General features: G+C 43.0%; 23 protein-coding genes and 3 pseudogenes. 11 read left to right on the top strand and 15 right to left on the bottom strand.

Annotation, left to right across the window (positions count from 1 at the left end):
• Positions 1-23: 23 nt before the first annotated feature.
• Positions 24-380, bottom strand: a complete 357-nt coding sequence (locus tag L4D20_RS02370) for a hypothetical protein (RefSeq protein WP_428799956.1) — start codon at positions 378-380, stop codon at positions 24-26.
• 183 nt (positions 381-563) lie between these two features.
• Here L4D20_RS02370 and L4D20_RS02365 point away from each other — a divergent pair, with 183 nt between their 5' ends.
• Both L4D20_RS02365 and ykgO read left to right on the top strand, forming a co-directional pair.
• Positions 564-821 (top strand): type B 50S ribosomal protein L31, encoded by a 258-nt coding sequence (locus L4D20_RS02365; RefSeq protein WP_428799955.1) that lies wholly within the window; start codon positions 564-566, stop codon positions 819-821.
• Positions 822-834: 13 nt separating this feature from the next.
• Positions 835-978, top strand: coding sequence for a type B 50S ribosomal protein L36 (ykgO, locus tag L4D20_RS02360; RefSeq protein ID WP_428799954.1), 144 nt, complete (start codon positions 835-837; stop codon positions 976-978).
• Between the two features lie 58 nt (positions 979-1,036).
• On the opposite strand, the gene L4D20_RS02355 is transcribed toward ykgO, so the two are convergent.
• The 5 genes and pseudogenes from L4D20_RS02355 to L4D20_RS02335 form a co-directional block, all read right to left on the bottom strand.
• The gene (locus L4D20_RS02355; protein ID WP_428799953.1) at positions 1,037-3,229 is read right to left on the bottom strand and encodes a hypothetical protein; all 2,193 of its coding nucleotides are present in this window, start codon (positions 3,227-3,229) and stop codon (positions 1,037-1,039) included.
• Positions 3,216-3,365 (bottom strand): hypothetical protein, encoded by a 150-nt coding sequence (locus L4D20_RS02350; RefSeq protein ID WP_428799952.1) that lies wholly within the window; start codon positions 3,363-3,365, stop codon positions 3,216-3,218. The genes L4D20_RS02355 and L4D20_RS02350 overlap by 14 nt, the downstream gene beginning before the upstream one ends.
• A 316-nt stretch (positions 3,366-3,681) precedes the next feature.
• A complete protein-coding gene (locus L4D20_RS02345; RefSeq protein WP_428799951.1) occupies positions 3,682-5,439 on the bottom strand; it encodes a DUF1501 domain-containing protein in 1,758 nt (585 codons plus the stop codon).
• Positions 5,440-5,445: 6 nt separating this feature from the next.
• Positions 5,446-6,927, bottom strand: a complete 1,482-nt coding sequence (locus L4D20_RS02340; RefSeq protein WP_428799950.1) for a DUF1800 family protein — start codon at positions 6,925-6,927, stop codon at positions 5,446-5,448.
• 268 nt (positions 6,928-7,195) lie between these two features.
• Positions 7,196-7,282 (bottom strand): annotated as a pseudogene (locus L4D20_RS02335) (DNA-binding response regulator); the annotation flags it as partial.
• A 404-nt stretch (positions 7,283-7,686) separates the two neighbouring features.
• On the opposite strand from L4D20_RS02335, the gene L4D20_RS02330 reads away from it, so the two are divergent.
• Positions 7,687-8,652, top strand: coding sequence for a DUF2860 family protein (locus tag L4D20_RS02330; RefSeq protein ID WP_428799949.1), 966 nt, complete (start codon positions 7,687-7,689; stop codon positions 8,650-8,652).
• 122 nt (positions 8,653-8,774) lie between these two features.
• On the opposite strand, the gene L4D20_RS02325 is transcribed toward L4D20_RS02330, so the two are convergent.
• The 3 genes from L4D20_RS02325 to L4D20_RS02315 form a co-directional block, all read right to left on the bottom strand.
• Positions 8,775-9,908 carry a glycerate kinase gene (locus tag L4D20_RS02325; protein WP_428799948.1) on the bottom strand — a complete coding sequence of 378 codons (1,134 nt, stop codon included), beginning with the start codon at positions 9,906-9,908 and terminating at the stop codon, positions 8,775-8,777.
• A 22-nt stretch (positions 9,909-9,930) separates the two neighbouring features.
• Entirely contained in the window at positions 9,931-11,286 is a 1,356-nt protein-coding gene (locus tag L4D20_RS02320; protein ID WP_428799947.1) for a GntP family permease, read from the bottom strand.
• Between the two features lie 173 nt (positions 11,287-11,459).
• Entirely contained in the window at positions 11,460-12,608 is a 1,149-nt protein-coding gene (locus tag L4D20_RS02315) for a sugar diacid recognition domain-containing protein (protein WP_428799946.1), read from the bottom strand.
• Between the two features lie 214 nt (positions 12,609-12,822).
• Here L4D20_RS02315 and L4D20_RS02310 point away from each other — a divergent pair, with 214 nt between their 5' ends.
• Both L4D20_RS02310 and L4D20_RS02305 read left to right on the top strand, forming a co-directional pair.
• On the top strand, positions 12,823-13,698 hold the full coding sequence (locus L4D20_RS02310; protein ID WP_428799945.1) for an AEC family transporter: 876 nt from the start codon (positions 12,823-12,825) through the stop codon (positions 13,696-13,698).
• Between the two features lie 246 nt (positions 13,699-13,944).
• On the top strand, positions 13,945-14,646 hold the full coding sequence (locus L4D20_RS02305) for an SDR family NAD(P)-dependent oxidoreductase (protein WP_428799944.1): 702 nt from the start codon (positions 13,945-13,947) through the stop codon (positions 14,644-14,646).
• Between the two features lie 138 nt (positions 14,647-14,784).
• On the opposite strand, the pseudogene L4D20_RS02300 reads toward L4D20_RS02305, so the two are convergent.
• The 6 genes and pseudogenes from L4D20_RS02300 to puuE all read right to left on the bottom strand — a co-directional run.
• Positions 14,785-15,039, bottom strand: a pseudogene (locus L4D20_RS02300) (urate hydroxylase PuuD); the annotation flags it as partial.
• Between the two features lie 92 nt (positions 15,040-15,131).
• Positions 15,132-16,059, bottom strand: a pseudogene (locus tag L4D20_RS02295) (urate hydroxylase PuuD); the annotation flags it as partial.
• A 51-nt stretch (positions 16,060-16,110) separates the two neighbouring features.
• Positions 16,111-16,686 (bottom strand): ureidoglycolate lyase, encoded by a 576-nt coding sequence (locus L4D20_RS02290; protein ID WP_428799943.1) that lies wholly within the window; start codon positions 16,684-16,686, stop codon positions 16,111-16,113.
• An 88-nt stretch (positions 16,687-16,774) separates the two neighbouring features.
• The gene (alc, locus tag L4D20_RS02285) at positions 16,775-17,782 is read right to left on the bottom strand and encodes an allantoicase (RefSeq protein WP_428799942.1); all 1,008 of its coding nucleotides are present in this window, start codon (positions 17,780-17,782) and stop codon (positions 16,775-16,777) included.
• Between the two features lie 98 nt (positions 17,783-17,880).
• A complete protein-coding gene (uraD, locus tag L4D20_RS02280; protein ID WP_428799941.1) occupies positions 17,881-18,396 on the bottom strand; it encodes a 2-oxo-4-hydroxy-4-carboxy-5-ureidoimidazoline decarboxylase in 516 nt (171 codons plus the stop codon).
• A 27-nt stretch (positions 18,397-18,423) separates the two neighbouring features.
• Complete coding sequence (gene puuE / locus L4D20_RS02275; RefSeq protein ID WP_428799940.1) at positions 18,424-19,335, bottom strand: allantoinase PuuE; 912 nt, start codon at positions 19,333-19,335, stop codon at positions 18,424-18,426.
• A gap of 434 nt (positions 19,336-19,769) precedes the next feature.
• Between puuE and uraH the strand changes: the two genes are divergently transcribed.
• From uraH to L4D20_RS02245, 6 genes are all read left to right on the top strand, one after another.
• Positions 19,770-20,123 (top strand): hydroxyisourate hydrolase, encoded by a 354-nt coding sequence (gene uraH / locus L4D20_RS02270; protein WP_428799939.1) that lies wholly within the window; start codon positions 19,770-19,772, stop codon positions 20,121-20,123.
• 206 nt (positions 20,124-20,329) lie between these two features.
• Positions 20,330-21,670: an NCS2 family permease gene (locus tag L4D20_RS02265; protein ID WP_428799938.1), complete on the top strand. Its 1,341-nt coding sequence runs from the start codon at positions 20,330-20,332 to the stop codon at positions 21,668-21,670.
• Between the two features lie 341 nt (positions 21,671-22,011).
• Complete coding sequence (locus L4D20_RS02260) at positions 22,012-23,442, top strand: nucleobase:cation symporter-2 family protein (protein WP_428799937.1); 1,431 nt, start codon at positions 22,012-22,014, stop codon at positions 23,440-23,442.
• Between the two features lie 167 nt (positions 23,443-23,609).
• The gene (locus L4D20_RS02255) at positions 23,610-24,968 is read left to right on the top strand and encodes an 8-oxoguanine deaminase (protein WP_428799936.1); all 1,359 of its coding nucleotides are present in this window, start codon (positions 23,610-23,612) and stop codon (positions 24,966-24,968) included.
• A 267-nt stretch (positions 24,969-25,235) separates the two neighbouring features.
• On the top strand, positions 25,236-25,676 hold the full coding sequence (locus L4D20_RS02250; RefSeq protein ID WP_428799935.1) for a hypothetical protein: 441 nt from the start codon (positions 25,236-25,238) through the stop codon (positions 25,674-25,676).
• A gap of 66 nt (positions 25,677-25,742) precedes the next feature.
• Positions 25,743-26,162: a GNAT family N-acetyltransferase gene (locus L4D20_RS02245; RefSeq protein ID WP_428799934.1), complete on the top strand. Its 420-nt coding sequence runs from the start codon at positions 25,743-25,745 to the stop codon at positions 26,160-26,162.
• Positions 26,163-26,164 lie beyond the last annotated feature (2 nt).

The raw sequence follows: 26,164 nt of genomic DNA, 5'->3' as shown, positions 1-26,164 counted from the left end.
TTTATTATTTGTTTTAGTAAAAATTAAGAAAGATGGACTATTGGAGGGGCTCTTGTAAAAGCCAGTTGGAATCGAACATTAGGAACAAAGTAAGAATAAATTTCTAACGATGCGAAGATCTGTCTCCCTGAATATTGGAGAGCAGATATAGAGTCTTGATGTAAACGAGAGAAATGACTGAAGGGACAAGGTTTACTGTGTTGTGTCTCAATTTTCCCTTCTTCAACTTGAACCAGTTCAAACCCATTTAGAGTACACAGCGTAGCCCAAACGCCAGCGCTTGCTCCATGAGCATTAATGACTGGCATTAGACTTACAAGCAGCCAACTCAGGACACTTGCAATTAGCATTGATTGATTGAATTTAGTATCGCGTATCATTCACACCTCAAATAAGAAGACGAGAAAATACAACAAGTAAAAGACAATTACCTCCCCGACTGACGAGTAATCCAACCAAGATCATAACTTTTTAGTAACAAGCAAATTAAAAAGTACTCGACGCGTCAATTGATAATGAGTATCATTAATTATGTTATAACGTAACAATTGCTGGAGGGAAAAATGAAACCGGGAATTCACCCCAATTACCGAACCGTTGTATTCCATGATACGAGTGTCGATAAATATTTTTTGGTCGGTTCAACGTTGGAAACCACACGAACCATTGAGTGGGAAGACGGCGAGACCTACCCATATATGACAATTGAAGTCTCTTCGGAGTCACACCCTTTCTACACGGGCAAACAACGAGTTGTTCATCAAGAAGGCCGTATTGCGAACTTTAATCGCAAGTTTGGTGCATTAAGCACTAAGAAATAATGGAAGAAAACATATGAAAGTACTCAGTTCTTTAAAAAGTGCGAAAGCGCGCCATCGTGATTGCCAAGTGGTTAAACGCAAAGGTCGAACTTACGTTATATGCAAGACAAACCCACGCTTTAAAGCGGTACAAGGGGGAGTGAAAAATAAAAAGTAGCCACAAAAGGTAAACCGCTGATAGCCGGCGGTTTACCTTTAGGTCAATAACCTTTCTTTTATTGAGTCACCCCAGCAATTACAGCGGGGTCATCAGTCACGGTTGGCATAGCTCCTATGTCAGCACTGCCTTGAACCGATGTCGGTACATCAACGGCAGGGTCAGCAAGAGTTAGAGCTGAGCACTGTCCAGACACAACTTGCATTGTTTGCTCTATTTCAATCGCTTTCACAACGTATTGATTCGAGCTTCCCATTCGCACTCCATCAGCGATAGAAAAGTCTGGTCGATATTGACCATCATCACTATTACTCGGAATCCCCCATAAATCCCCATTGCCACCATAATTAATCAAGAAGGTTTGACCGTCGTAATCTCCTGCATTACCACTACGATCTTTTGCATCAGAATGTTGATAGGCCAACTGTAGCGGTCGTTCAAAGCTAACTACATCGCCCGAGCCATCTTTTACCGTTGACAATTGATTCCATGATTGTAAGCCCGTTTCCCAGACATAAAACTCAGTGGTGATTGACGGATCGTAAATATCCCATGAGTTACTCACAGTGCCCGAAATCATAGGTCCACTTCTTACACCCCAGCTGTGTGGTGTAGAGTCAATATTAGATTGTGACAGTGACGCGTTATAACGTACAGGCTCGCTGCTTGTTACGCTAACCAAGGTTAATGTGTTACCCCCCGATGTCGCAAACGTAAAGTAATACGGGCCGGAACCCGTTTCAAATGGACTATCATTGCCACTAAAGTCAGTTAAATCACTCAAATCAAATGTTCCAATAGGACAATTATCATAACAAGTCAGTGTCACTGTACCTGAGTTTAGTAGTTCACCAGAGCCAGTTTCGCTGCCATTGATAAAGGTTTGTTCGTAATAGGTGAGCGAGCTTTGACCATCCAGATATTTCACCTCTCCGCCGAGCTGCTCCGAATACATATACAACGACTCGTTGGCATTAATTGGAATTTGAACCGGCGTTTGTGATGTGACGGTTGAGCCATTACTTCCCCAGGAAAGCTTGCCTGTTTTATAGAATCCATCAGAGCCAACACCGTCGTCGGCAGCGGTCATATAGTTCACAACCCATTGATCAAAGCTGTTATCAGCAAACGCTGCACTGTCCCAATACGAAAACCCAATACCTCTTGCACTGCTTAACGCCAGTGTTTTCACCGTATTTTTGATTAACCGCCCCGGGGCATTCACATAGGTGTACGAAGTTTGAGTTCCGTTTTCATCTCGGATTACCGTATCCCCGTCCGACAATGCTCCGTCTGTCTCCGTCCAAGCTCCCCAATAACCTATGTGTCCGTAACTGTCGTAGCTTCCGTTGTTATCACTATCGTATTTAATCGAAAACCCACTGTTGATATCAATTTGAGCTCCCGATGTAGCGTTAAATAAATCATATCGATATGCAAAGCTGTCGAAGCTAGTACGGCTTAAACACTGACCACTATTGCTGCCCGACTTATACGGTAGATCTGCAAAGTCACCACTAACACTCTGAACCAGTACATGTGTTGAGTTAAACGCCAGTGCATATGAAGTCTGTCCGTTTCCACCTCTATCAAAACCCGTTAAAGCAACACCGCTAGACCTATCGCTTGCCATAACAACACTGGCGCTTTGAGAGTAACTGTTACTTCCCTGAGTGCTCGATTCATACAAGGTGAAACCAATTGAGCCTGGAATAGTATCAACCGTAATAACCTCCCCTCCTCCATATTGATTACCAGAGGTGAAGTTATCAAAGAAGTCGAAGTTAAACGTGAAACTACCAAATGGATTATCGCTCGAGGCTCCTTCAGAAATCTCCGCTTTAAACTTGATGGCCTGTTCACCGTCACCACCGGACATTTCTGGTAGCCAGACATTGATCATAAGAGGTGAAAAGTCGTTATCACGGGTAACCGTAGAAATGGCCTTCATGTAGGTAGTTGTATTACTAGCCCCCGATGACTGCCCAGATGAGCCATCGTCCTCTTCATCAAAACAAGCCGCTTCATCGGCAAGAACGGAATACGCGCCTTCGTTAACAAATTCAATGCTATTGAACTGCGCAGTGAAACACAAAATACTGTTCACCAAATCAATCGGCTCTAATGCCGCGTTCCATACATGAGAATTGACCTTAGCATTGGTGTAGTCTGTTCCTGAATCATTAAATGCAGCGTAAGAAAATAGCGGTGTCAACGCGCAGATAGCAACAGTTATATTAGTCAGTTTCATTGGTCACTACCTCCAGTTGTTCTGGTAGTTGCAATGAGGATGTAGATGTAGCGCTTGCACCATCACTATCGCTGCATGCACTAATTCCAACGATAAGACATAGAATGGATAGGTATTTCAAGAGAGGATGAATCATATTGCCTCCTGACAAGAGTTCTAAAATAAGCCACCACAGTCATTGTGGTCTTAACTTAACAGTAGAGAACCCTGTCTCAGGCGTTATAGAAAAATAGAATATGTTTAGACCTAAAACTTATAAAAACACAAGATACGTTGAATTAAATGATTAAGCTCATATATTTAGTTATTCCAACTAAAAAGACAACTATCATTAATTACAACAAAAATACGAACCAAGATCACACGATATTCGATATTCATTCGTACCGAACAAAAAAGCTAACCTAATGGCTAGCTTTATTGATCAGTTGATACCGGTGTTAAAAGAGGGGTTATCGACCGAGCACTTCTATATGACGGAAGTTCGTCCAGCCTCGGAGTGAAGCATCGTTGTCATTATTTCCAGTACAAACAAAACGGACGAATCGCCCTTGAACAGAGCCTAATGAATACTCCAGCATACCATCACTATCACCCTCCGTTGACATACTGATTTGCCTTTCAAAACTATCGCCTTCACGGCTTGTTTCTACCGCTAGGTGATAGCGTCGTTCATTGCCTTTTACCTGAGCGAAACGAACGGAATGTAATGTCGATAACGTTGCTAGCTCAACAGTGTATGTAACACTATCACCATTGGCTGACCACTTAGTGTTCATATTACCGTCAATACCATCAGCTATCTTATCGTTACCGTTTGGGTTTTCTGCACTCGCAGTTGCTCCAATGATTTCTAACTTAGCGTCATTACCATTGTCGCAGCTACGGAATATAGGCAGTGCTTTTTGGTCAAACTCCTCTAGAGAAGGGAATAAATGCTCAAGGCCACTTTCCTTAACGCCAACCCAGTTCAGAAGCGATGCATGGAAAAGATCGACACTCATTGTTGGTACAACACGGCCTCTTGTCATTAAGTCTTTACTGCCTTCTGTTAGATCGGGCCATTGACCAAGAACACGATCACCCAGTACATCACCGCCTAGAACCATTTGGCAGTTACCCCAGCCATGATCAGTACCTGAACCGTTAGGCTCCAAAGTACGACCAAACTCGGAGAAAGTGAATGTTGTTACCGAATCAACTAAGCGCATTATTTTTAGCTGGCTATAGAAATTAGAAACTTGTGAAGCCAGCAGACGCAGTAATTCACCTTGATCTTCTTTTTGTGAAGAGTGGGTATCAAACCCCCCTAGAGTTACCGAGAAAAACTGTACCGGATGATTAAACTTATCTCTTGATTTCAAAAGCAAAAGAACCGTTTTTAGCTGTTTACCAATTGAGGTTTTAGTATCAAAGCCGTAGTCATTATCTTCATCAAAAATCTGCTCAAACTCTTCAAAATTGCTCTTCGCATCATCACACATCTCTGCATAATATTCCTTGAACAAAGAATCTTCCGTTAAGTGGCCACGACGAAAACCAGCATACAGTTCCGCACCGTGCTCTTCCAAGCTCATGGCTGGGGGTAGTGACGTTCCTATTCTATTCGCTGATTTAGGAATACTGTTAGTCCAAACCGTTTGAGAGCCCACTTCAAACAATGGGGGTAATTCCTCAAGTCCATAGTTGTTATCTAGAATATAGGCAGATAATCCCCCCCACCCCTGACTCCCAATTGTTTCTCGAGTATTGGTTTGCGTAATTGTACTTTGATGGTTGTGAGAAAAAATATGTATCGGCTTGAGATCATCGATATGGGTATCATTCTTCCGCTCTTGCATTAATGGGCCAACATTAACGACAGGAAGCGCTAAACCATCATCAAATAACCACTTGATATCATTTAGCTCAGGAGAAAGACCTAACTTTATATCATCACCTGGTAAATCGAGGTCTAACACTTCATTGCTTTCAAACGCAAGACTTCCTCTTAGCCCTTTATATTCGTTGTACTCTTTCTCATTTTTTGGGATAAAACAGTTAAAACCGTCATTCCCTCCACCGAGGTTAATACCCACCAAAGCTTTATGTGGCATATCGTTATCGCAACTTTCTGAAAAAGCATGAGCCATTGGTGAAGAGAGGTTCAGTGCTGCTATTCCAGCGGTTGACGCACTGCCTTTTAAAAATAAACGTCTTGAAACTTGCATGGATCTTTACCCCTGAGTCATGAATTCTGGTGACATTAGCAACTGAATGAATAGCGCTCGAAAATAACCGTCTCGGCGTGGCGCCGATTTCAAGAAATCAAACACGACATCTTTAGATTCTTGACTCATATTTGAAGCGAAAAGGTGCTTATCTATCTCCTCGATCAACTTCTCGTTATTTTCCGTATCGTAGAAATGGGTGCTAAGAGAAGGTCGATTCATGTACATATCAACACCATCGTGTTCAAGCTTCACCGCGAGGGATGAAATCTGATTGTAGTAATGATGCACATCATCCCAGCTGTATAACTTAAACTCAGGCGCAGCAATGCCTTCAAAGCGCTCATCATTCGGAGCTTCATCCGGTTGGTAATGGTAAAAGACGCTCGGCCCATCAAGAATAAATCGGCGATCTGACCATGAGAATGCGTTGGGTAGAATCTCTTTACCCGGCTTAAGTGTGACATTCAATGCTCTAAGAGCATGAGAAAGGGTAATAAGAGGATCGCGGATAAGACCATTCGTTCGATCTAAACGAGTGTAAGACGCTTCTTCATCATTTAGGATGGCTTTGATCAGCACTACCATATCAAGATCGCTGTTACGAAATGCTGATGCAACACGATAGATATACTTTGGTGAAGGATTAGAAGTGACCATTTTCTGGATAAAGAACTTCGATATAAATGGTGCTACATTATCGTGTGCGCAAAGAATATCTAGGAATTGATCTAAGTCTTCCTCTGCACTAGCATCTTTTGGGAACTCGTAGCCTAGAATATTTTTTGAGCGCGTATTATGAGCACCCACTTTCTCGGACATTGGGCTCTCCCAATCGCCATTATTTAATGTCCAGCCCGTCATAACTTTCGCACCCTGTTCGATGTCGTCTTGTGTGTATGAAAGCTCTGGACGACCATCACTCCCCAATACAACATCACCGTACATATCTAGCTTTGCCGGACCGATGGTAAACAGTTGCATCAGTTCACGTGCAAAGTTTTCATCGGCAGCAACGCCTTCGGCATAGTCATTATTAAGATAAGTTAGGTACTGCCCCATTAGCGGAGACTCCGCCATGGTTTTTAATAACGTACGAAAATCACCAAAACACCCAGAGGATAAATTGTCGTAATACTTAGCGAAAGCAGGACGAATATTGTTATTTTTCAACACTGTATTGTTTTTACTCACCACAAACAGCTGAGTCAAAATATAGCTAATTCTATGGCGAAGAATATCATTATGATTAAGCAGCAGTGAAGTGTATCCAATATTAAAGTGGACGTCTGTCCACTCTTTCTTCGGGTGCGATTCTTTAATCTTGGTTTGTTGGCTAAACAGTGAGGGCTTCCAAATACTCACTTGTTCATCAACCCAGCTATCTATACTTCCCGCATCAATAATTCTAGTAACATCATTATGATTAAATCCCATCGTTGCTTGTAACAGCACTTGATGAGCTTTTTGTTGTTCAATAGTTTGCATTCGATTTCCTTGCTAACTTAAGTTCAGCAAAAAAATATACCGATGAAATCATATGATATGCGTAATGCGTTATAAAACCTGAAGTGTTATTCCAATAATAAAACTATTAACAAAACCATTACTTAGCTCAATTAAGTAGCATTGACACATTGAAGTTTAGCTCGAGTACACGCCTATAACCCGACTTAAAACTCAAACAGGATCATCATGTCAAAACTGCGCCAAGGCTTGTTAGGCGGCAGAAAAAACCTAGTTAGAGTATTGTGTATTACGCAAGTTGCCCATAGATAAAAGTAAGCTCTGCGACAGTTTTGGTGTTGAATTTTTTTAACAAACTCGCTCTGTGCACGCCGACTAGAAGAAGGATTTCTGCCCGCTGGTGTTGAACCTGTGTTGGCGGTGCTCGCGAAGGAAAAGGGGTCATGCTTGACTGGGTTGTCGGTGCTGCAGCAAGACAAGCATTGCCAGCCAAAATACGAAAAGTCTAATAATACATAGCCTTAACGCTATAAAGGGGCGCCAACTTGGTGCCCCTTTTATGTAATAACAATGCATATTGACCGACAGTGTAACCGTATGGTTGCCCATGATTTTTTATAATTTATATTACATTTTACTTTTTCTGATGTATCCGTCGCTGCCACTGTATTTATCTAATTTCACTTCAATTCATTTCATATAACTCAACTCATTGTCTAGACTGCCAATACCGCAGCGCCTTGTGACTTTCATCACATCTAGCAAGAGAGAAAAGAGTTCATGACCAACCACTTCATCCCATTCTTTACATTCATTGCACTAACCTGCACCGCCAGCTTCTCGGTACACGCTTTTGATGCCAAACGATTTAGCGGCAACTTTTCAATTAACACGGGTATGACATCGTCAAACTCTAATCTCAATCCTGAGGGAGACAACCACCTTGGCAACGTTACTAGCAAGGGCTCAAGCAATACGGACTTTTTCGTCGGGCCATTAGGAAATTTCGAATATAAGTTTGATAAAGAACGCTTTCATAGTGTGTATCTAGGTACCTCTAGAGATGACCTCGCAGTCGGAACCCTTGCCTTTGAGTTGGGTTATCGCTTTACATCAAGACGAGGGACGAAGCTTGATCTTGCGTTCCTACCCACTATCGTCGCCAATGAAATGTGGTCAGATCCTTATGCGACTGGGAGCGAAAGAGTGACAACGGATGTCGACGGGAGAGCGTATCGATTTAAGTTCACCAACATAATGGAAAGCCGTTTCTCATTTGACATGGCCTACGCTATTGCCAAATTTGATGACGAAGAAATATCTGATCAGTCCCTTCACCGCGAGAGTGACAGTCTGTATTACAAGATTCAGCACCTAACAATGCTAACACCTCATACTGGATTCACTGGCGCTGTTAACGTTATTAATCACGACGCCCAAGGTGACGCGGCATCGTTCGATCAATACACAGGGGAAGTGACTTATTTTTATAACACGCCTAGACACTTTGTCTCTTTAACAGGCAGCTACGGAAACCGAAAATATGACGCTGCCCACCCCTACTTTGGTGGTCACCGTAAAGACGATATTTATTTCTTATTCTTAGCGTATGAATACCGAGATTTAGAGAACTGGGATAATTGGAGCATCACATCTTTTGCTGGCGCGTCCATCACTACCTCCAATTTTGACTTCTATGAGAGTGATGAGTATCTCATGTCGGTCGGCTTGAATTATCAGTTTTAAAATTATCTGATCTACAATGTAGCGAAAGGAAAAATCTTGGGATTCACCTTATACAAAGCACAAGAATGGGGGCCTAAGCCCCCTCGTATTGTCTATAAACTCAAACCATGCCTAACGACATTCTATAATTTAATGGTTAATGCCTTCGCAATATTACGTGAGGTCATTTCCACGTTGAATGCCGCTTCTTTAAGCGCTGTCGGTAAATCTGTCGCACCAAGCACAACACTGTATGCCGCATCAATGCCGTGCTCATGAACAACTTCGCAATCTGCAGCCGTTGATCCAGCAATAGCAATCACAGGTAAACCAAATTGTTTCGCGGTGCGAGCAACACCAACCGGTGTTTTACCATGAATAGTTTGGCTATCAATACGACCTTCACCAGTGATAACTAGATTGGCATCTTTCACAACATCAGAAAGGTTAACCGCATCCATAACAATGTTGATACCAGGGCGAAGGTCTGCGTCAAACAAACCAATCAAAGCGGCTCCCAGACCACCAGCAGCACCTGCTCCTGGAATATCTTTCACGTCTTTATCCGTTGCTTGATAGATAATCTTCGCATAATGAGCAAGATTAGAGTCTAGCTTTTTAACCATCTCTGGTGTCGCGCCCTTTTGAGGTCCAAAGACACTTGAAGCACCCTTTGGTCCGCAAAGTGGATTATCAACATCACAAGCAGCCTCTAACGTTACCGTTTTCAAGCGAGGATCAAGCTGTGACAAATCAATCGTAGTTAGACGGTGCAAACTGCCACCACCAAAGGCTAAGTCGATACCATTTTCATCAAGCAGCTTAGCGCCTAATGCCTGCGCCATACCTATGCCACCGTCGTTAGTCGCACTGCCGCCTAAGCCAATAATGATATGCTTCACGCCTTTATCGAGCGCGCCTTTAATTAATTCGCCTGTTCCATATGAAGTGGTTATTAGTGGATTACGTTTATTACGTTCAACAAGGTCAAGACCAGAAGCCGCAGCCATTTCGATAATGGCCGTCGAACCGTCACCGACTAGGCCAAAGAAACCTTCAACGGTGTCTCCTAACGGTCCTGTGACTTTCTGCTTGACGATAACACCGCCTGTTGCATCAACGAGTGATTGAACAGTGCCTTCACCGCCATCTGCCATTGGCAACTTCACATACTCTGCATTAGGCATGATTTTTTTGAAACCACGCTCAATAGCCGTTGCCACTTCCATTGCCGTTAAACTTTCTTTGTACGAATCCGGTGCAATAACCACTTTCATAGGATCTTCCTGATTTTTATAATTATAAAAGGACTAAGCTTAAGATGTAGACAAGCGTCATTGCCGTTACACCTTGAACCAAAGTCGCCATTGTCTGGGCACGATACGCCAGCCCTACCGACATACGGCTAAATTGAGATACCACCCAAAAGAAGCTGTCGTTGGCATGTGAAACTGTCATTGCACCTGCTCCTATCGCCATTACTGTTAGTACTCGACCCATTTCCGAATCAAGACCAAGCTGAGCGAGTAGAGGCGCAACCAATGCTGAGGTAGTCACTAGTGCAACCGTTGATGACCCTTGCGCAGATTTTAATGCCGCTGCTACGATGAATGGCATAAAGATACCAACACCTAGAGCTGATAACGTTGTGCCTAGGTAGTCACCCAGTGGCGTTGCTTTAAGTACTGCACCAAACGCACCACCTGCACCAGTGATTAGTAGAATAGGTGCAGCAGCAGTAATACCTTGATTAATACGCTCACCAAATTCGGCAATCTTATCGCTTGTTTTTAATAGACGTGTCGCAAGCAATAGACCAATAATCAACGCCGTTAATGGCTGGCCTAAGAAGTTAAGCGTGTCATAGATAAACCCTTCGCCAAGTGGAAGTGATGGGAATCGTGCAATTGAACCAAAACAGATAAGTACAATAGGTACAAAAATGGGTGCAAACGCCTGACTTGCTGTAGGAAGTTCGCCATAAGATGCTTTAAGTGTCTTCCAATCTTGGTTAGCTTCGGCTAGTTCATCAACTTGACCATCGGGCTCAACATCTTTAAATCGGTTTGCCCACAACATCCCCGCAAGAGCAGCAACCGCAGCAACGAAGACACCAACACCGATAACTAAACCTAAGTTAGATTCCAAACCGAGGTTACCTGCAGCAGCGATAGGTCCCGGAGTCGGTGGTACAAACGTGTGAGTCGCATAAAGACCCGCCGCAAGCGCGACACTCATAGCAACACTAGATGTTTTTAGGCGATTCGCTAACGACTCTTTTAATGAGTTGAGGATGACGAAGCCAGAATCACAGAAAACAGGAACAGAAACGATGTAACCAATAATGGTCATTGTTAGTGTTGGATAACGCTCACCAAGAACCTTGATAACGGTGTCTGCCATGGTAATCGCAGCGCCACTTTTTTCCAGAATCACACCGATGATCGTACCAAGTACAATAACCAGACCGATGTAACCTAATATTCCACCAAAGCCTGAAGCAATAGTTTTCGCGATGCTATCTGCAGGTAGGCCATAAGCGAACGCAGCTAAAAATGCCGCGAGTATCAACGCCAAAAATGGGTGTACTTTATATTTAGTGGTTGAAAGGACGATAAATGCTATCACCCCCAACAGTATCAAGATAAGTGTCATGATAATTCCTTGTTCATTATATATTTTTCAGCAGTATCGCATCATTGCTTATGCTGGGTGAGTCTGTAGGGACATCACCATTATCAAGATATACTGCCTATATTCCTTTAGGCACATTAACAAATTATTGACAATTATAACGTTTAACTTTGTGCGCACGCACAAATTAGGTACTAATCCTTAATGGTTTTAAGCGCCAAATAGAGCTGAATCATATCCTCTAACTTATTGATATTTAAACCGGTAACTTCACTAACCTTATCTAACCTGTACCTAAGCGTATTTCTATGTATATGTAACAGTTTACAAGTTTGCGCCATGTCGCAGTTTTGATCGAAATATTGGTTAAGAGTTCGAGTTAGCGTCCCCTTATTATCGTGATCCTTTAATAAGTTCACCGGATTCATGAGCTGTTCTTTTTTCCAAGAATCTTGCTTTAAGCTACTAATAAAGACCGAAAGCTTATGATCACCAAAAAACAGGGCACTCTTCGATGTGGGCATACATGAGTCTAGTGTCGCTTTCGCCGTTTCATACGATCGAGCTAGCCCTGTTAACCCTGTGAAATAGCCTCCAACGAAAATCTGAATGGCAAAGTCACACTCTTTCTTTGCCCGTTTAATCAGCTTTTCTACCCGTTTTTTTTCAACATCAATGCACCACTGGTCTTCTTTTATTGTGATGGGTTTTAGCACCACCACTTCATTATTTGATACAGATACAATGCCGACAATGTTATCCCGCTCAGGGTACTCCAATAAATTCACCAGCTTTTGCAATTGTGCTTGGGTAACGGGTTCATTTAACTTGGGTACCACTCTGACTAACGCTGCCACTCTAGGCTGTACAAGATCCAAATCAAGACGCTCAGCGATGGACATCAACTGGTTGTCATTAAGGCTCGACCCTTCTATTAACTGCCTTAACAGCTCTTCTCTATGACGGTTATTCCACTGCATTTGAGCCATCATCGCAGCTTGCTCAACAATCAATTCCGCCGTCATTTGAACCAATTCGCCAAAACTTCTCACATCATCAGGAACCCCTGAAACGCCAACGACACCAATCACTTTCTCTTGATAAACGATTGGGAGGTTAATCCCCTCTTTCACTCCAATCAGCGTGCTGGCGACGGTTTTGTTGATCTCAACCGTTCGGTTGTCATGAATGGCGAGCAGTGCACCTTCATGGGTTCGATGCAATCGAGCAGGGTCGCTGGAACCAATGATCTGACCATTTTCATCCATTACATTGACTGGGTATTGAATAATCTTACTTGCTCTTTCTACAATCTGACGCGCGATCAGTGAATTTAACTGCATGACGGAAGCTCTTAATATTAATCAGTTTTCAGTATATCCAAACTGGGCTGATATTTTTGTTCTTAGTAAAAATATATTCAAACTCATGTTCTTTCACTTCAATCTCACACTTGCGTTTGTAAACTCAGAGAACTCAAGTGACGGCCCCGTAAAATATTGATAACTTAATGATCTAACGTCGCTAACTCAGTCTCTCTTTTGGAAAAGGATTCCCATGTTCGAGCAAGTGATTAATATTCTATTCCCCGTCTTTGCTCTTGCGTTCGCAGGCTTTGCTATTGGCCGTTGGCTAAAGCCTGATTTTCAACCCATTAATCAAATCAACATGAACGTCTGTATTCCAGCGTTGGTGTTTGCTTCGTTAGCCACCATGCCACTCGATACTGAGCAGCTGCCTCTCATTTACGCTTCTTTAGTAGCTATATTGATACCCGGCCTATTAATGGTTCCAATATGTAAAATTTTTAAGTTAAATTTTAAGGCTTGGGCTCCACCGCATATGTTTCGTAATAGCGGTAACCTGGCTATTCCACTATTTACCTATACCTTCGGTGATGCTGCATTGGCACCTGCAGTTTTACTCTTTGTAATGTCTGCCTGTGTTCACATCAGTATTGGTTTAGCATTACTCAGTACAGGAAACCCTTTTAAACAAATTATCACCATGCCTGTATTTTTAGCCGCTTCTCTTGCCATGTTTTTAAACCTATCTGGAATTGCGGTTTGGAACCCTTTGTATGAAGCAAGTTCATTACTGGGCCAAGCGGCTGTGCCTATTATGCTGCTATCTCTTGGGTCCCAAATGGTAAATCTACGCATCAGTGGGCTCAAAGTTGGACTGCTTTGCACTGTACAGTCACTGACCACCGGAATCGTGGCATTTGCCATCATTTACTTTTTCATTCCGCTGCCAACTCTGCACCTACAAATGATGGTGTTGTTCACCATGCTACCGCCTGCTGTGATGAATTATCTGTTTGCAGAACGTTTTAATGTCGAGCCTGTTAACGTTGCATCGATGGTTTTGTTTGGTAATTTTTTAAGCGTTATTACCTTGCCTGTTTTGCTTCTATTCGCGCTTTCTTTGTAAACCACAGAACCTAGCATCAATTAAACTGCTCACAGAGTGCTCTAAAGATTCCAAAATTATCCTAAATCCTAATAAACATGGGCACTCTAGACTGTGTGCCTAGCCCATGCTTGTCCTTATACCCACTGTCTATTCTTACTTTTTATCATTTTAATTTACTCGTCACTCTCAACAACCAATGACAAAATCCCATAAACCGGAACAAGACATTCCATAAACAATAATTTACATGAGAGGCAGTAACGAATGAAAAAGTACGCAATGATTACGGGAGCAACTGGCGGAATCGGTAGCGAAATTTGTCAGCAGTTCCTTGATGCAAACTATCACGTCATCGCTTTATCGAACTCTTTTGAAAACTTTGTATTTAACGATCATGAAAGAGTCTTGTGTGTCGATTTTGACCTTACCGATATCGCGAGTATTCCTAACCTTATTGATTCTTTACCTGCTGTCGATACATTGGTTAACAACGCAGGCGTTATGATCTCTGCACCTTATGAAAACTACCCATTATCAAAGCAAGAGCTCACCATTAAAGTCAACTTAGAAGCGCCTATTGCATTAATCACCGAAGTGTCTATAAACATGAAACGTAAAGGACATGGGCGAATCGTTAATAACGCGTCTATTGCGGGTCACATTGGTCACCCTGACATTTGGTATGGCGTTACTAAAGCGGGCTTAATTAACGCAACCAAAAGCTTCGCTAAATTACTGGGTTCGTATGGCGTAACCGTTAATGCGATCGCAAGCGGTCCGGTAATGACACCGATGATGGAATCAATTGCTAAAGAACGTTTAGACCAAATCAAAGCATCCGCTTTAACCGGCCGTTTTGCTAAGCCTCACGAAGTAGCTCAAACCATTACTTGGCTAGGGACAGAAAGCCCTCAATACATAAACGGCAGTACTGTCGATATTAACGATGGTGCTTATCTGAGATAGTTACTGGTTATTTGAGATAGTTACTTGTTAGTTAAGATTGTTACTAGCTATCTAAGAAAACCGCTATCGACGCTAAGCATGCCATGATGTAACGAGAAAAACATGACGGCAAACTTAGCGTTCGATTTTACTACTGAATTACTGAATCACCGCACCTTGCTCAACCCACTCACCAATGAGCACACGCTCATCATCGGTCATTTGAGTTAAGTTACCCAAAGGCATTACCTTAGTTGTTACCGTTTGAGCCACAATTCTAGGAACATTCGCTTTGATCTCTTCAGGCGTATCAAGAATGACTCCTGCTGGCGCAGCTGCAAAGGCCGCGTGAGAAGGTGTCGCTGAGTGACATACCGAACAACGCTCTTGAATCACATCATTGATTTGCTTAAACGGAATCATGCTTGAATCACCATGCGCTTCTGTCGCTGCAACGTCTTGTGTAGAGATTGCCGAATCAGCTGCAGGCTGCACTTGCTCAACCGTAGGTTTAACCGCAACAGGTGCCATCGACTTTTTCGCATACGGTGACGTTACAAACGCTAAGGTAATCATACCCAGTGCTGCAACAGGTACGGTCCATGCGAACTTTTGGCTACCATGACGCGTATTAAAGTAGTGACGAACCAAGATACTGAAAATTGATAAACCAGCTAGAATCGCCCAGTTATACTCGTGCCCATACGTGCTTGGGAAGTGGTTACTGATCATAATGAACAGCACTGGTAGCGTTAGGTAGTTGTTATGACGTGAACGTAATAGACCTTTCGCCGGCAACGCTGGATCAGGTTCTCTGTTCTCTTCAATCGCTTTAACCAAGTTACGCTGTGCTGGCATAATAACGCGGAATACGTTACCCACCATGATGGTACCAATGATTGCACCAACGTGGATATAAGCCCCGCGACCACTGAACACTTGAGACAAGCCGTAAGCGGCACCCACTAAGGCTAAAAACAGCACAAAACCTAATAGTTCTGGTTTCTTACCCAATGGTGAATCACAAAGAAGATCATAGACAAACCAACCCGCGATCAACGCACCAATACCAATAGCAACGGCTGTGGTTGAATCAAGCCCAGATCCTGGTGCAATCAGGTAAATTTCTGCGTTGAGGTAGTAAACCACACCTAACAGTAAAACACCTGTGATCCACGTAAAGTACGCTTCCCACTTAAACCAGTGTAAGTGCTCTGGCATTTCTGGTGGCGCCAGTTTGTACTTCTCTAGGTGATAGATACCACCACCGTGAATTGCCCATAAATCCCCTGACAATCCTGTTTTTGGATTAACACGGTTAAGGTTGTTCTCTAGCCATACAAAATAGAAAGAGGCACCAATCCATGCAACACCCACTATCATGTGAGCCCAGCGAATTGCCAAATTCAACCATTCAGTAACATGCGGATCCATAATTTACTCCTTTAATGCATCTGCGCTTTCGTTCGTCTAATAGCCAGACGGTTAATTCGCGACAGCCAGCTGCTTTTCATCCTGATTATTTACACTAGGGAGGTCATCCAAATGCAAAGAGACTAAATTGTCTTCAAAATGCACTTCGTCACAGTTATTGCCCTCTCCTGCTCGATCGACAATGAGAAAACGATCTTGAGGAGTTAATGCCAATACTGGGTGATGCCAAACCCCTTTTAAGTAGTTCACACCTTGCTTGCCGTTACTTAGAAAAGCGCGACACTGCGATAAGCTTGGGTTGTCGCCTTTTGGAGCGACAACCAATAGGTAAGGCTGACCAAGTAATGGAATAAAAGCTTGAGAGCCTAACGGGTGTCTTTCGAGCATTCTGATCGTCAATGGGTACTCAAGCGGTGTTGCTTCAAAAATACTCATGATGGTGTGACCGCCCTGCTCTTCTACATCTGCACTCGCCAATTTATGAAAACGTTTAGTCGAACCGTTATTAATCATGAAGAAATCACTGTTTTCAGCTTCAATGACGTCTCCAAATTCAGCAAACGCTGCTTTTGTTAATGGCTCTATTTTTAAACGTGATAGTTCAAGTTGACGATTGCCGTTGCTCATTTGATTTCCCTTTATTCGCTTTTACTTAGCTGCTACCTAATAACTACTTTTTTTTATTTTTTACTTCGATACGGTTACTTCGAAGCCCTTACTTCGAGGCTTTAGTACCGAATAAACGTAAACGACTGATACCACCATCTGGGAAGATATTGAGTCGAACGTGAGTAATCGCACCAAGGTCGTTCACTTGCTCGTTGAACTCATGCAACTCATGCGCTGATAGTTTTTGAGCCGGTAACAGTTCGCGCCAGAATAGACTTTGTGTCTCTACTTGATCGTCTGTACCACCGCTTACATAAGCTGCTTGAATCGAACAGCTGTCTGGGAAGTTACCTTTAAAGTGAGCGGTATCAACCACAACACGTGAGATATTTGCAGAGTGACCAAGCGCAACGATGACCCAATCATTACCAGGCGTACGACGACGAGCGGTTTCCCAACCGTCACCCATGTTTTCGCCGCGACCAGGCCCTAAAATGTTTGCTTTTGTACCATAGTGCTCATCACTACATGCCAGTGCGCGACCGCCATTTTCTACCGCTGCGAAATCAAGCTGCTGAGAAGCACTTAGATTTACCCAATCAACACTTGGACGACCGTAGATACGTAGACGCGCAACACCACCATCTGGGTAAATGTTTAGGCGAACGTGTGTGTACACTTTGTCACTGTCAATTTCGGTTAGATGATGCTTGTCGCCTTGAAGACTAGTCGACGCGATGATCTCATCCCACTCTTGAGACTCAGAAGGCGCACCCTCTGGGCTGTAACAGGCATCTAAAGACGCTGATGGAGGGAAGTTACCAGTAAACCATGTTGTGTCGATGTCTACACCCGCAATGGTGCCCGCTAGACCAAGTTTTACTACACAGTAGTCGTAACCTTCACCACGCTTACGACGGCTTTCCCAGCCATCCATCCACTTGCCGTTATCATCATAGACATCATCTTTCCACTCTGGCGCTTCACGACGTAACATGCGAGATTTGTCTGCAAAGAAATCATCCGTTGCATAAAGTGCTTCAGCACCGAGTCGCTCGTCTGCTAGGTTCGTGTAATCTTGAAAGCGATTTGTTTGTCCAAGTTCTTGTGTCATTCGTTTGAATCCTATCCAATTGTTCAATTAATAATAAAATGAGTATCGAGGGCTTTATTCAGCGCTCGCTTTAAGCCGAAATAGTTGTCGCTGTTGACTTACATATCTCGGAGGCGAAACAGGGCAATCTTGTTGATTTCTTGAATCGCAGTAGCAAACTCAGTTTCACTATCATTGCCTAATCGCTTCTCGAACGACTCGAGAATTTGGTAACGATTGGCCCCTTTTACCGCCATGATAAAGGGAAAGTTGAAGCGACTTTTGTAGCTATCGTTATAGGTGGTAAATTTAGTAAACTCTTGCGGGGAACATTGATCAATTCCCGCTCCAGCTTGCTCTGACGTAGAGGCTGCGGTGAGCTCACCGTTAACTGCTGCACGCCCAGCTAAATCTGGGTGAGCATTAATCAGTGCTAACTGTTTGTCTTGGTCAGCGTTGAGCAGTGATGAAGCCATTTTTAAATGTAAGCTTTCTACATTGTTATCTTCATCACTAAGCCCTTGTTCAAATACGACTTGCGCCACCCATGGGCTGTGTTCATACACATCCGCAAAATGAGAAACAAAGGCTTCTTTGTCCATTTGGGTTGGCTTACAAAATCTAAACTGGGTCATGTTGCCCTCCTTGAGCATTAATGATGATTACTTTGAATATGGGTGTACTTCGTGCCAGTGTTTCGCGATATCAACGCGTCGCGTTAGCCACACTCGATCATGCTGTTTAACGTAGTCTAAGAACTTGCGCAGCGCAGCAATTCGACCCGGGCGACCTATCAATCGGCAATGAAGACCAACTGACATCATTTTCGGCGCGGTTTCGCCTTCCATGTATAAAGTGTCAAACGTATCTTTCAGATATTGGTAGAATTGCTCGCCACTGTTGAAGCCTTGAACGGTTGAAAAGCGCATATCGTTCGCATCAAGCGTGTATGGGATAACAAGTTGCGGCTTTTCACCTTGTGTGTGCCAATAAGGCAGATCGTCGTCATACGCGTCTGAGTCATATAAGAAGCCACCTTCATCAGCAACGAGCTGACGAGTATTTGGCCCTGTTCGACCTGTGTACCAACCCAATGGGCGTGACCCTGTCACCTGATCGATAATATCAATAGCTTTACTCATGTGCTCACGCTCAAGATCTTTATCCATATATTGATAATCAATCCAGCGATAACCGTGGCTACAAATCTCATGCCCCGCCTTAACCATTGCTTTTGCAACATCTGGGTAGCGTTCTATCGCCATCGCAACGGCAAATATGGTGAGTGGAATCTCATATTCATCAAATAAACGTAATACGCGCCATACACCAGCCCGGCTACCGTATTCATAGATCGATTCCATACTGATGTGGCGTTCACCCTTAATAGGCTGCGCAGAGGGTATCTCTGACAGGAAAGCTTCAGACTCTTCATCACCATGAAGTACACAACGCTCGCCACCTTCTTCATAGTTAAGAACAAATGAAATGGCGATTTTGGCATTATTCGGCCAGTGGGGATGAGGGGGATTCTGGCCATAGCCGATTAAATCTCTCGAATAATCCTTATTCATCCAAATGCTCCTTGCTCGATTCTTTTAAGAAACCGTTATTAATAAAAGAAACAATGCTAATTGAAGAGTTAATTCTCAATTCAATAATCAGACTGCTTCTACAAACTTCATACTTACATTGTATACAATTTTTTATTTTAATGTAAAGAAATTGTTTATTAAGTTAATTAACTTAAAATCACACCTACTTTTCAATAACTTAAGATCAACCTTACACATGATTGTTAGTAACTTCTGTGAGAGAGCACCGATAAAATCATCTTTTCAACGTAACAAACCTGCAACATTAAGCTTTACTATTTCAAAAATTGTGTACATATTAATATCACAGCAGCACGAACAACGATTTGTTTGTTGTTTGTAGAGAGAATGAATTTGTAAAAGCTATCGATTAACAAAAGCTATCAAGGAGTGCGCTACCGCGCAGAGTCACCATGGGAAAACTAACTACACACGTACTAGATACAATGAAAGGTACACCAGGCTCAGAGATCAAAGTGGAACTATTCAAGTTTGATGGTGAGCAATATCAACCGATTGGTCAGACATTTACTAATGATGATGGCCGTACCAATAAACCATTATTGGAAGACGAACAGTTTGTTCCGGGGAAATATCAATTGGTCTTTCATGTCGCAAGTTATTTTGAGGGACAAGGCGTTAATCTAGATGACGTTCCTTTTCTTGATGATGTCGTGATCCGATTTGGGCTTAGTGATGAAGACTCTCACTATCATGTGCCTTTACTCGTTTCGCCATACAGTTTTTCAACCTACCGAGGTAGCTGATTTACGCCGATAGTATCGGTAACTGCAACACACTTATTTCATCTAAACATTTCCGCTAGCTGTTTATCTAATAGATTTGTACCTATTAGCTATTTAGTAACGAGCTCAGTAACGATCAGCTCAACAGCGGGATATAACTTAATAATATTGTTACGATTTTTACAGAATCAATAACGGAATATAAATAAGAAAAAGGACTAGCTGCAATGAATGACAGTAAAGCAGATGTACTCAACGAACAACCTTCAAACGGTTTGTTAGAGCGCTTTTTTAAAATTAAAGCACATGGAAGTAGTATTAAAAACGAGCTACTGGGCGGCGTAACAACGTTTGCAACAATGGCTTATATTATCTTTGTTAACCCTCAAATTATGGCCGCTTCAGGAATGGATCAAGGCGCTGTCTTTGTCGCTACCTGTATTGGTGCTGCAATCGGCTGTATCTTGATGGGTCTATTCGCGAACTGGCCTGTTGGTCTTGCTCCGGGTATGGGGCTTAACGCCTTCTTCTCTTTTACTGTTGTAAGTGAAATGGGTTATAGCTGGGAAGTCGCGCTAGGTGCGGTATTCATTTCTGGTATCCTCTTTGTTGGAATGAGCTTTTACAAAATTCGTGAGTGGATTATAGAAAGTATTCCTCACAGCTTGCGCTACGCAATGACTGCGGGTGTTGGTCTGTTCCTTGGCCTTATCGGTCTTCAAACAGCAGGCATCGTCGTTAAAAACCCAGCAACTCTAGTATCACTGGGTGATTTCACTAACCCTAATGCACTGCTTGCTGCCGTTGCTTTCTTAATCATTGCTGTATTAAGTGAAAGACGCGTTTTCGGCGCGGTACTTATCGGTATTTTAAGTGTTACATTGATTGGTATGGGTCTTGGCCTTGTTCAATATGATGGATTTTTCGCAGCTCCACCAAGCATTGCGCCTACCTTCATGGCAATGGACATCGCAGGTGCATTTAACATCTCGATGGTCAGCGTTATCCTAGCTTTCTTGTTTGTTAACATGTTTGATACTGCCGGTACATTGATGGGTGTTGCTGACCGTGCAAACCTTATCAACAAAGACACAGGCCGTATCGAAGGTTTGAGCAAAGCGCTTAAAGCCGACAGTATTGCAAGTGTTGCGGGTGCATGTGTAGGTTGTCCACCAGTGACTAGTTACGTAGAAAGTGCGGCGGGTGTAGCTGCAGGTGCTCGTACAGGTCTATCGGCTATCGTTGTTGGCCTGCTATTTATTGCGGCTATCTTCTTATCGCCACTGGCTGGAATGATCCCTGCTTACGCAACATCAGGCGCTCTTATTTACGTTGCATTCGTAATGATGAGCAGCATGCAACACATTGATTGGAAAGACTTTACTAACGGTGCTCCTGCCGCTATTACCGCACTTATGATGCCATTAACGTTCTCTATCGCTAACGGTATTGCACTAGGCTTCATTACCTACACGGTTCTAAAAGTTGCGACAGGTAAAACGAAAGATGTCTCTATCTCGATGTATATCTTGACGGCAATCTTCGTCGCTAAGCTTATTTACATCTAACCACCTCTGAGCAATTCAAAATAAGCCAGTTCTCTTCTTAGATTGTTAAGGGAAAACTGGCTTTTAATTGGGCTCGCTCTACTTTAAAGCTCGCCCGCTGTTGGGCAGTTATGTTGCTCGTCAAAGCAGTGGTAAACAGCTTTATTGATAAGTCCTGCGCTCTAACACAACTAAATACCCGAACTCTGCTTAATGATGGGCATCGCCCCTTCGTGAGCTTTGTACGCCAAAAATTCGGCTCAGACAATACTGAGACTGATATAGTTGACCCTACGCAGTTTGTAGAAGTCATTGTTTTTCAACAACTAAGAGTGAACTAATACACTCTTGAGGAACAGAACATGAAACTTCTCTACACCTTAAATCAACGTCCCCCAAAAGGGATTACGCTTTTACTCGCACTTCAGCATATGCTTGCCTCTATCGGCGGTATTGTTGCTGTCCCGCTCATTGTCGGCTCTTCGATAGGTTTACCTAGTGGAGAAATCGTCTCACTCATTAACGCTGCCTTGTTGGCTTCCGGTATTGTGACCATTGCACAATGCATGGGATTCGGTCCACTTGGTATACGTTTACCTGTTGTTATGGGATCAAGCTTTGCCTTTTTGGGTGTCGCCATCGCCATAGGGAAAGAAGGGGGTGTCGCCAGTATTATGGGCTCCGCACTGGTCGGTTCGTTTGTCGTCATTGCGGCCAGCTTCTATATGGATAAAGTACGAAAACTTTTCCCTACCGTTGTTAGTGGCGTCGTGGTGACATTAATCGGCTTAACCATTTTGCCCGTTGCCATGAACTGGGTTGGTGACTCACCAACAGTGAGTGAAGAGTTTGCTACATTGCCCAAACTCTTTCTTGCAGCGGTTTCACTGGGTATCGTTGTTGCCGTTTCTGTTTACTGTAAAGGTGCAGTTGCCGCATCTGCTATCGTTATCGGTTTAGCTGGCGGCTATATCGTTGCATTATCACTTGGAATGGTAAATCTAGAACAGTTGAGTTCAGCTGCTTGGATTGGTGGTCCAGAGCCCTTCAAATACGGCTTAACCTTTTCTTTTAGCGCAATTATCAGTATGAGCTTGGTGTACATCGTTGTTATCGCTGAAGCGACCGGTGACTTTATGGCACTGGGTAATAACTGTCATACCAAAGTCAGTGGTAAAGATCTAAAACGCGGCTTATTGGCTGATGGTGTGGGCAGTACGTTGTCTTCAATATTAACCGCTATGCCTTTAGCGTCATTTAGCCAAAACGTTGGTATCGTCGGTATCACAGGCGTTGCGAGTCGATACGTTGTTGCGACAACAGGCGTACTCCTGATACTTGGTGGACTATTCCCTAAACTGGCCGCTTTTGCAGTAACCATTCCTAAACCTGTATTAGGCGGTGTCGGGTTCGTTATGTTCGGCATGATTGCCTATGCGGGTATTCGCATGTTGATCAAAGCTGCTGATACTAAGCGAAACGCATTGGTTATCTGTGTGGGACTAGCCTCTGGTTTGGCGGTTACCTTTGAGCCAAGACTACTACAACACTTACCTCATGACCTTTCGAACTTTCTTCATTCAGGTATTACGACTGGTACTATTGTGACCGTTTTACTTAATCTGGTGTTGCCTAAATCGACAGCCAAAGAGCAACAAGAAGCATTGGCCGAAAGTCAGTCACAAGTGGCGGAAGAGATGGCAGAGCAAGCTCCTGAACTAAGCGATACTGTATTAGAAACAACAACGATTGATTCAGAGCCTACTACGTCACTGGAATCATCAAAAAGTTAACGTTATTGATTTGGAAATACCAAGTCAGTGGCAATGACGAATTTCAAAACGAAAGAAAAGCGCGAGGGCAATGTTTCGATCTCACCTAAGCATTGCTATACATTTCAAATACACAATATAAAGACCCTCTTCCCTGAAAAGGTTGAGATGGCTAAGGAATACCATGAATGGAAACAATCTGGATTAAGAATCCACTGGCAATCTACACAGGCACCAATCAACAAGCTGAAGGCGGTATTGTTGTGCGAGGTACCACGATTGTCGAATTGCTAGCTCGTCACCAAGAGCCCAGTGTTGTGGTCGACTATACCGTTGACGCATCACAGCATGTCATTACTCCGGGGTTAGTGAATACACACCATCACTTCTATCAAACTCTAACGCGGGCTTACCCTGACGCGTTGAATAAAGAACTGTTCCCGTGGCTACAAGCGCTCTACCCCGTATGGGCAAACCTTGATGCTGAAATGATGAGTGTCGCCACCGAACTGGCTTTGGTTGAATTAATGATGTCAGGGTGCACCACCGCATCTGATCACCATTATCTGCTGCCCAACGGCCTAGAAAACGCAATAGATCTGCAAGTAGAGAGCGCTAAAAAGTTAGGTGTTCGAGCAGTATTCACACGTGGTTCAATGAGCCTAGGTGAAGATGACGGTGGATTACCTCCGCGCCACACTATTCAAACGGAACAAGCGATTGTTGATGATAGTCAAAGACTTATTCGTGAGTACCATGACAAGTCTGACGGCGCAATGACGCAAATTGCATTGGCTCCTTGCTCTCCTTTTTCTGTCACTACCGATCTAATGAAAGAGACAGCAAAAATAGCAAAGCAAGAAAATGTGATGACGCATACCCACCTATGCGAAACCATTGATGAAGAAGATTTTTGCTTAGAGAAGTTTGGTTTGCGCCCTGTCGATTACCTCGAAGATGTGGGTTGGCTAAACGAACGAACTTGGCTGGCCCACGGCATTCACTTTAACCTTGATGAAATCAAACGATTAGGTGATGCAAAGATTGGCATAAGTCACTGCCCTACTTCAAACATGATGTTGGCGTCAGGTATTTGCCGAAACAATGAACTTGAAGCGGCGGGTGTAAAAGTTGGCATTGGCGTGGATGGTTCAGCCTCCAATGACGGTTCGAACATGATTGGTGAAGTTCGCATGGCGATGTATTTACAACGCCTTCAATATGGCTCTAGCAATGTCAGCCATTTTGACGCGCTTCGCTGGGCAACTAAAGGTTCTGCTCTGTCTATGGGACGAGATGATATTGGCGTACTAGAAGTCGGGAAACAAGCGGACATTTCCATGTTTAAACTCAATGACATTCGTTTTTCTGGTAGCCATGATCCACTGGCAGCACTACTACTTTGCGGCGCTCAACAGGCTGATCGCGTGATGATTGCAGGTCAATGGCGAGTGCATGATGGACAAGTCATTGGTGTTGATTTGGAATCACTGATCCACAGGCACAAAGCTGCAGCTGTTAGGCTTGCGAAGTTGTCTGTTAATTAGTATTAGAATAAACCTCTAGATACTACAGAGCATGCACTTACCTGATTGGTGTATGCTCTTTTTAATTCCCCCTATTTAGTTTGCAATCACCCAAATACCCTCTATTTTCAATTTCATTGTTAAAATCCATACCAACAACCTTCGAATCACATAACCTTATAATACGGCTTGAGTTGTATAAAAAGAGTAAGCAAGATAGACGAAAGGTTATACAGAAAAATTCTGTCTAAAACCGTTATATACACAAATCAATTACGAGGATAATTAATGTCAGTTACATTAGCTGCAGGCGTAACATTAATCGATTTTTTGAATAAATCGTTGGAGACATTAAAATTAGTTCAGCAAGAAGAACCTGAGCGAGAGAAGATTACTCTTCATTTGGCAACTTTAACTCAGCAATTATCTATGACAATGGTAGAAGCTGCTCAGTTGCAAGGGCAGTTAGCACAAAAAAATGAAGAAATTAGACAGCTAAAACAAAAATTAGATGAAAAAATTCAGATTAAATATGATCATAAGACTGAAGTTTATTGGGCAGAAAATGACCCTTCTCCTTACTGTCCAAAGTGCTATGAGGACGAATCTAAGTTGATTCATATGACCTTCTTTAAGGGAAGTACAAGTAATGGTTACATGCCTTCGTTTGCACCTAGCTATAATTGCGCTGTTTGTAAGGGCGAATATAAAAAGGTAAATCGTAGTTAAGTGTATTTAACAAATTGTTCAACTGGATTCCAATCGGCTTAGCCAACGAAGGAGGTTAAGATACACATGGAATATAAACTAGATATAGAACCTTCAGACCGTGACTTAAACGAAATTCGTGGTGGACTAATCAAACACAACACACCATTTTTGGAAGGTATACCTAATTCACAAGTTGGGTACTATGCAGTTGAGGGGGAGAACAAAGTTGGTGGTATTATCGCAGACCTATGGGGTAACTGGTTACTGATCAAGTTTCTTTGGGTTGATGATTCAATGCGAGAGAAGCAAATTGGTAGTCAACTTCTTCAACTTATTGAAGAATATGCACAATCTAAAGGTTGTAAATCTGCACTTGTCGACACTCTAAGTTTTCAAGCTAAACCCTTCTACGAGAAACACGGCTATGAATGCCAAATGGTACTCGATAATTATCCCAAAGATTCATCCCTATCATTTTTGGTAAAGTCCCTTACCCAAAAATAAAA

Origin of the sequence: Vibrio kyushuensis (genome assembly GCF_050337325.1) — a bacterium.
Lineage (GTDB): Bacteria > Pseudomonadota > Gammaproteobacteria > Enterobacterales > Vibrionaceae > Vibrio > Vibrio kyushuensis.
Note: the sequence above shows the minus strand (reverse complement) of the source record. Positions and strands in the feature narration are given on the sequence as shown.

Coding starts and splice junctions, on each gene's coding strand:
- L4D20_RS02350 (WP_428799952.1), bottom strand. CDS start 3,365: ATGATTCATCCTCTCTTGAAATACCTATCCATTCTATGTCTTATCGTT.
- L4D20_RS02365 (WP_428799955.1), top strand. CDS start 564: ATGAAACCGGGAATTCACCCCAATTACCGAACCGTTGTATTCCATGAT.
- L4D20_RS02305 (WP_428799944.1), top strand. CDS start 13,945: ATGAAAAAGTACGCAATGATTACGGGAGCAACTGGCGGAATCGGTAGC.
- L4D20_RS02245 (WP_428799934.1), top strand. CDS start 25,743: ATGGAATATAAACTAGATATAGAACCTTCAGACCGTGACTTAAACGAA.
- L4D20_RS02290 (WP_428799943.1), bottom strand. CDS start 16,686: ATGAGCAACGGCAATCGTCAACTTGAACTATCACGTTTAAAAATAGAG.
- L4D20_RS02265 (WP_428799938.1), top strand. CDS start 20,330: ATGAATGACAGTAAAGCAGATGTACTCAACGAACAACCTTCAAACGGT.
- L4D20_RS02325 (WP_428799948.1), bottom strand. CDS start 9,908: ATGAAAGTGGTTATTGCACCGGATTCGTACAAAGAAAGTTTAACGGCA.
- L4D20_RS02255 (WP_428799936.1), top strand. CDS start 23,610: ATGGAAACAATCTGGATTAAGAATCCACTGGCAATCTACACAGGCACC.
- uraH (WP_428799939.1), top strand. CDS start 19,770: ATGGGAAAACTAACTACACACGTACTAGATACAATGAAAGGTACACCA.
- L4D20_RS02355 (WP_428799953.1), bottom strand. CDS start 3,229: ATGAAACTGACTAATATAACTGTTGCTATCTGCGCGTTGACACCGCTA.
- L4D20_RS02340 (WP_428799950.1), bottom strand. CDS start 6,927: ATGCAAACTATTGAACAACAAAAAGCTCATCAAGTGCTGTTACAAGCA.
- uraD (WP_428799941.1), bottom strand. CDS start 18,396: ATGACCCAGTTTAGATTTTGTAAGCCAACCCAAATGGACAAAGAAGCC.
- L4D20_RS02250 (WP_428799935.1), top strand. CDS start 25,236: ATGTCAGTTACATTAGCTGCAGGCGTAACATTAATCGATTTTTTGAAT.
- L4D20_RS02370 (WP_428799956.1), bottom strand. CDS start 380: ATGATACGCGATACTAAATTCAATCAATCAATGCTAATTGCAAGTGTC.
- alc (WP_428799942.1), bottom strand. CDS start 17,782: ATGACACAAGAACTTGGACAAACAAATCGCTTTCAAGATTACACGAAC.
- L4D20_RS02345 (WP_428799951.1), bottom strand. CDS start 5,439: ATGCAAGTTTCAAGACGTTTATTTTTAAAAGGCAGTGCGTCAACCGCT.
- L4D20_RS02310 (WP_428799945.1), top strand. CDS start 12,823: ATGTTCGAGCAAGTGATTAATATTCTATTCCCCGTCTTTGCTCTTGCG.
- puuE (WP_428799940.1), bottom strand. CDS start 19,335: ATGAATAAGGATTATTCGAGAGATTTAATCGGCTATGGCCAGAATCCC.
- L4D20_RS02315 (WP_428799946.1), bottom strand. CDS start 12,608: ATGCAGTTAAATTCACTGATCGCGCGTCAGATTGTAGAAAGAGCAAGT.
- L4D20_RS02260 (WP_428799937.1), top strand. CDS start 22,012: ATGAAACTTCTCTACACCTTAAATCAACGTCCCCCAAAAGGGATTACG.
- ykgO (WP_428799954.1), top strand. CDS start 835: ATGAAAGTACTCAGTTCTTTAAAAAGTGCGAAAGCGCGCCATCGTGAT.
- L4D20_RS02330 (WP_428799949.1), top strand. CDS start 7,687: ATGACCAACCACTTCATCCCATTCTTTACATTCATTGCACTAACCTGC.
- L4D20_RS02320 (WP_428799947.1), bottom strand. CDS start 11,286: ATGACACTTATCTTGATACTGTTGGGGGTGATAGCATTTATCGTCCTT.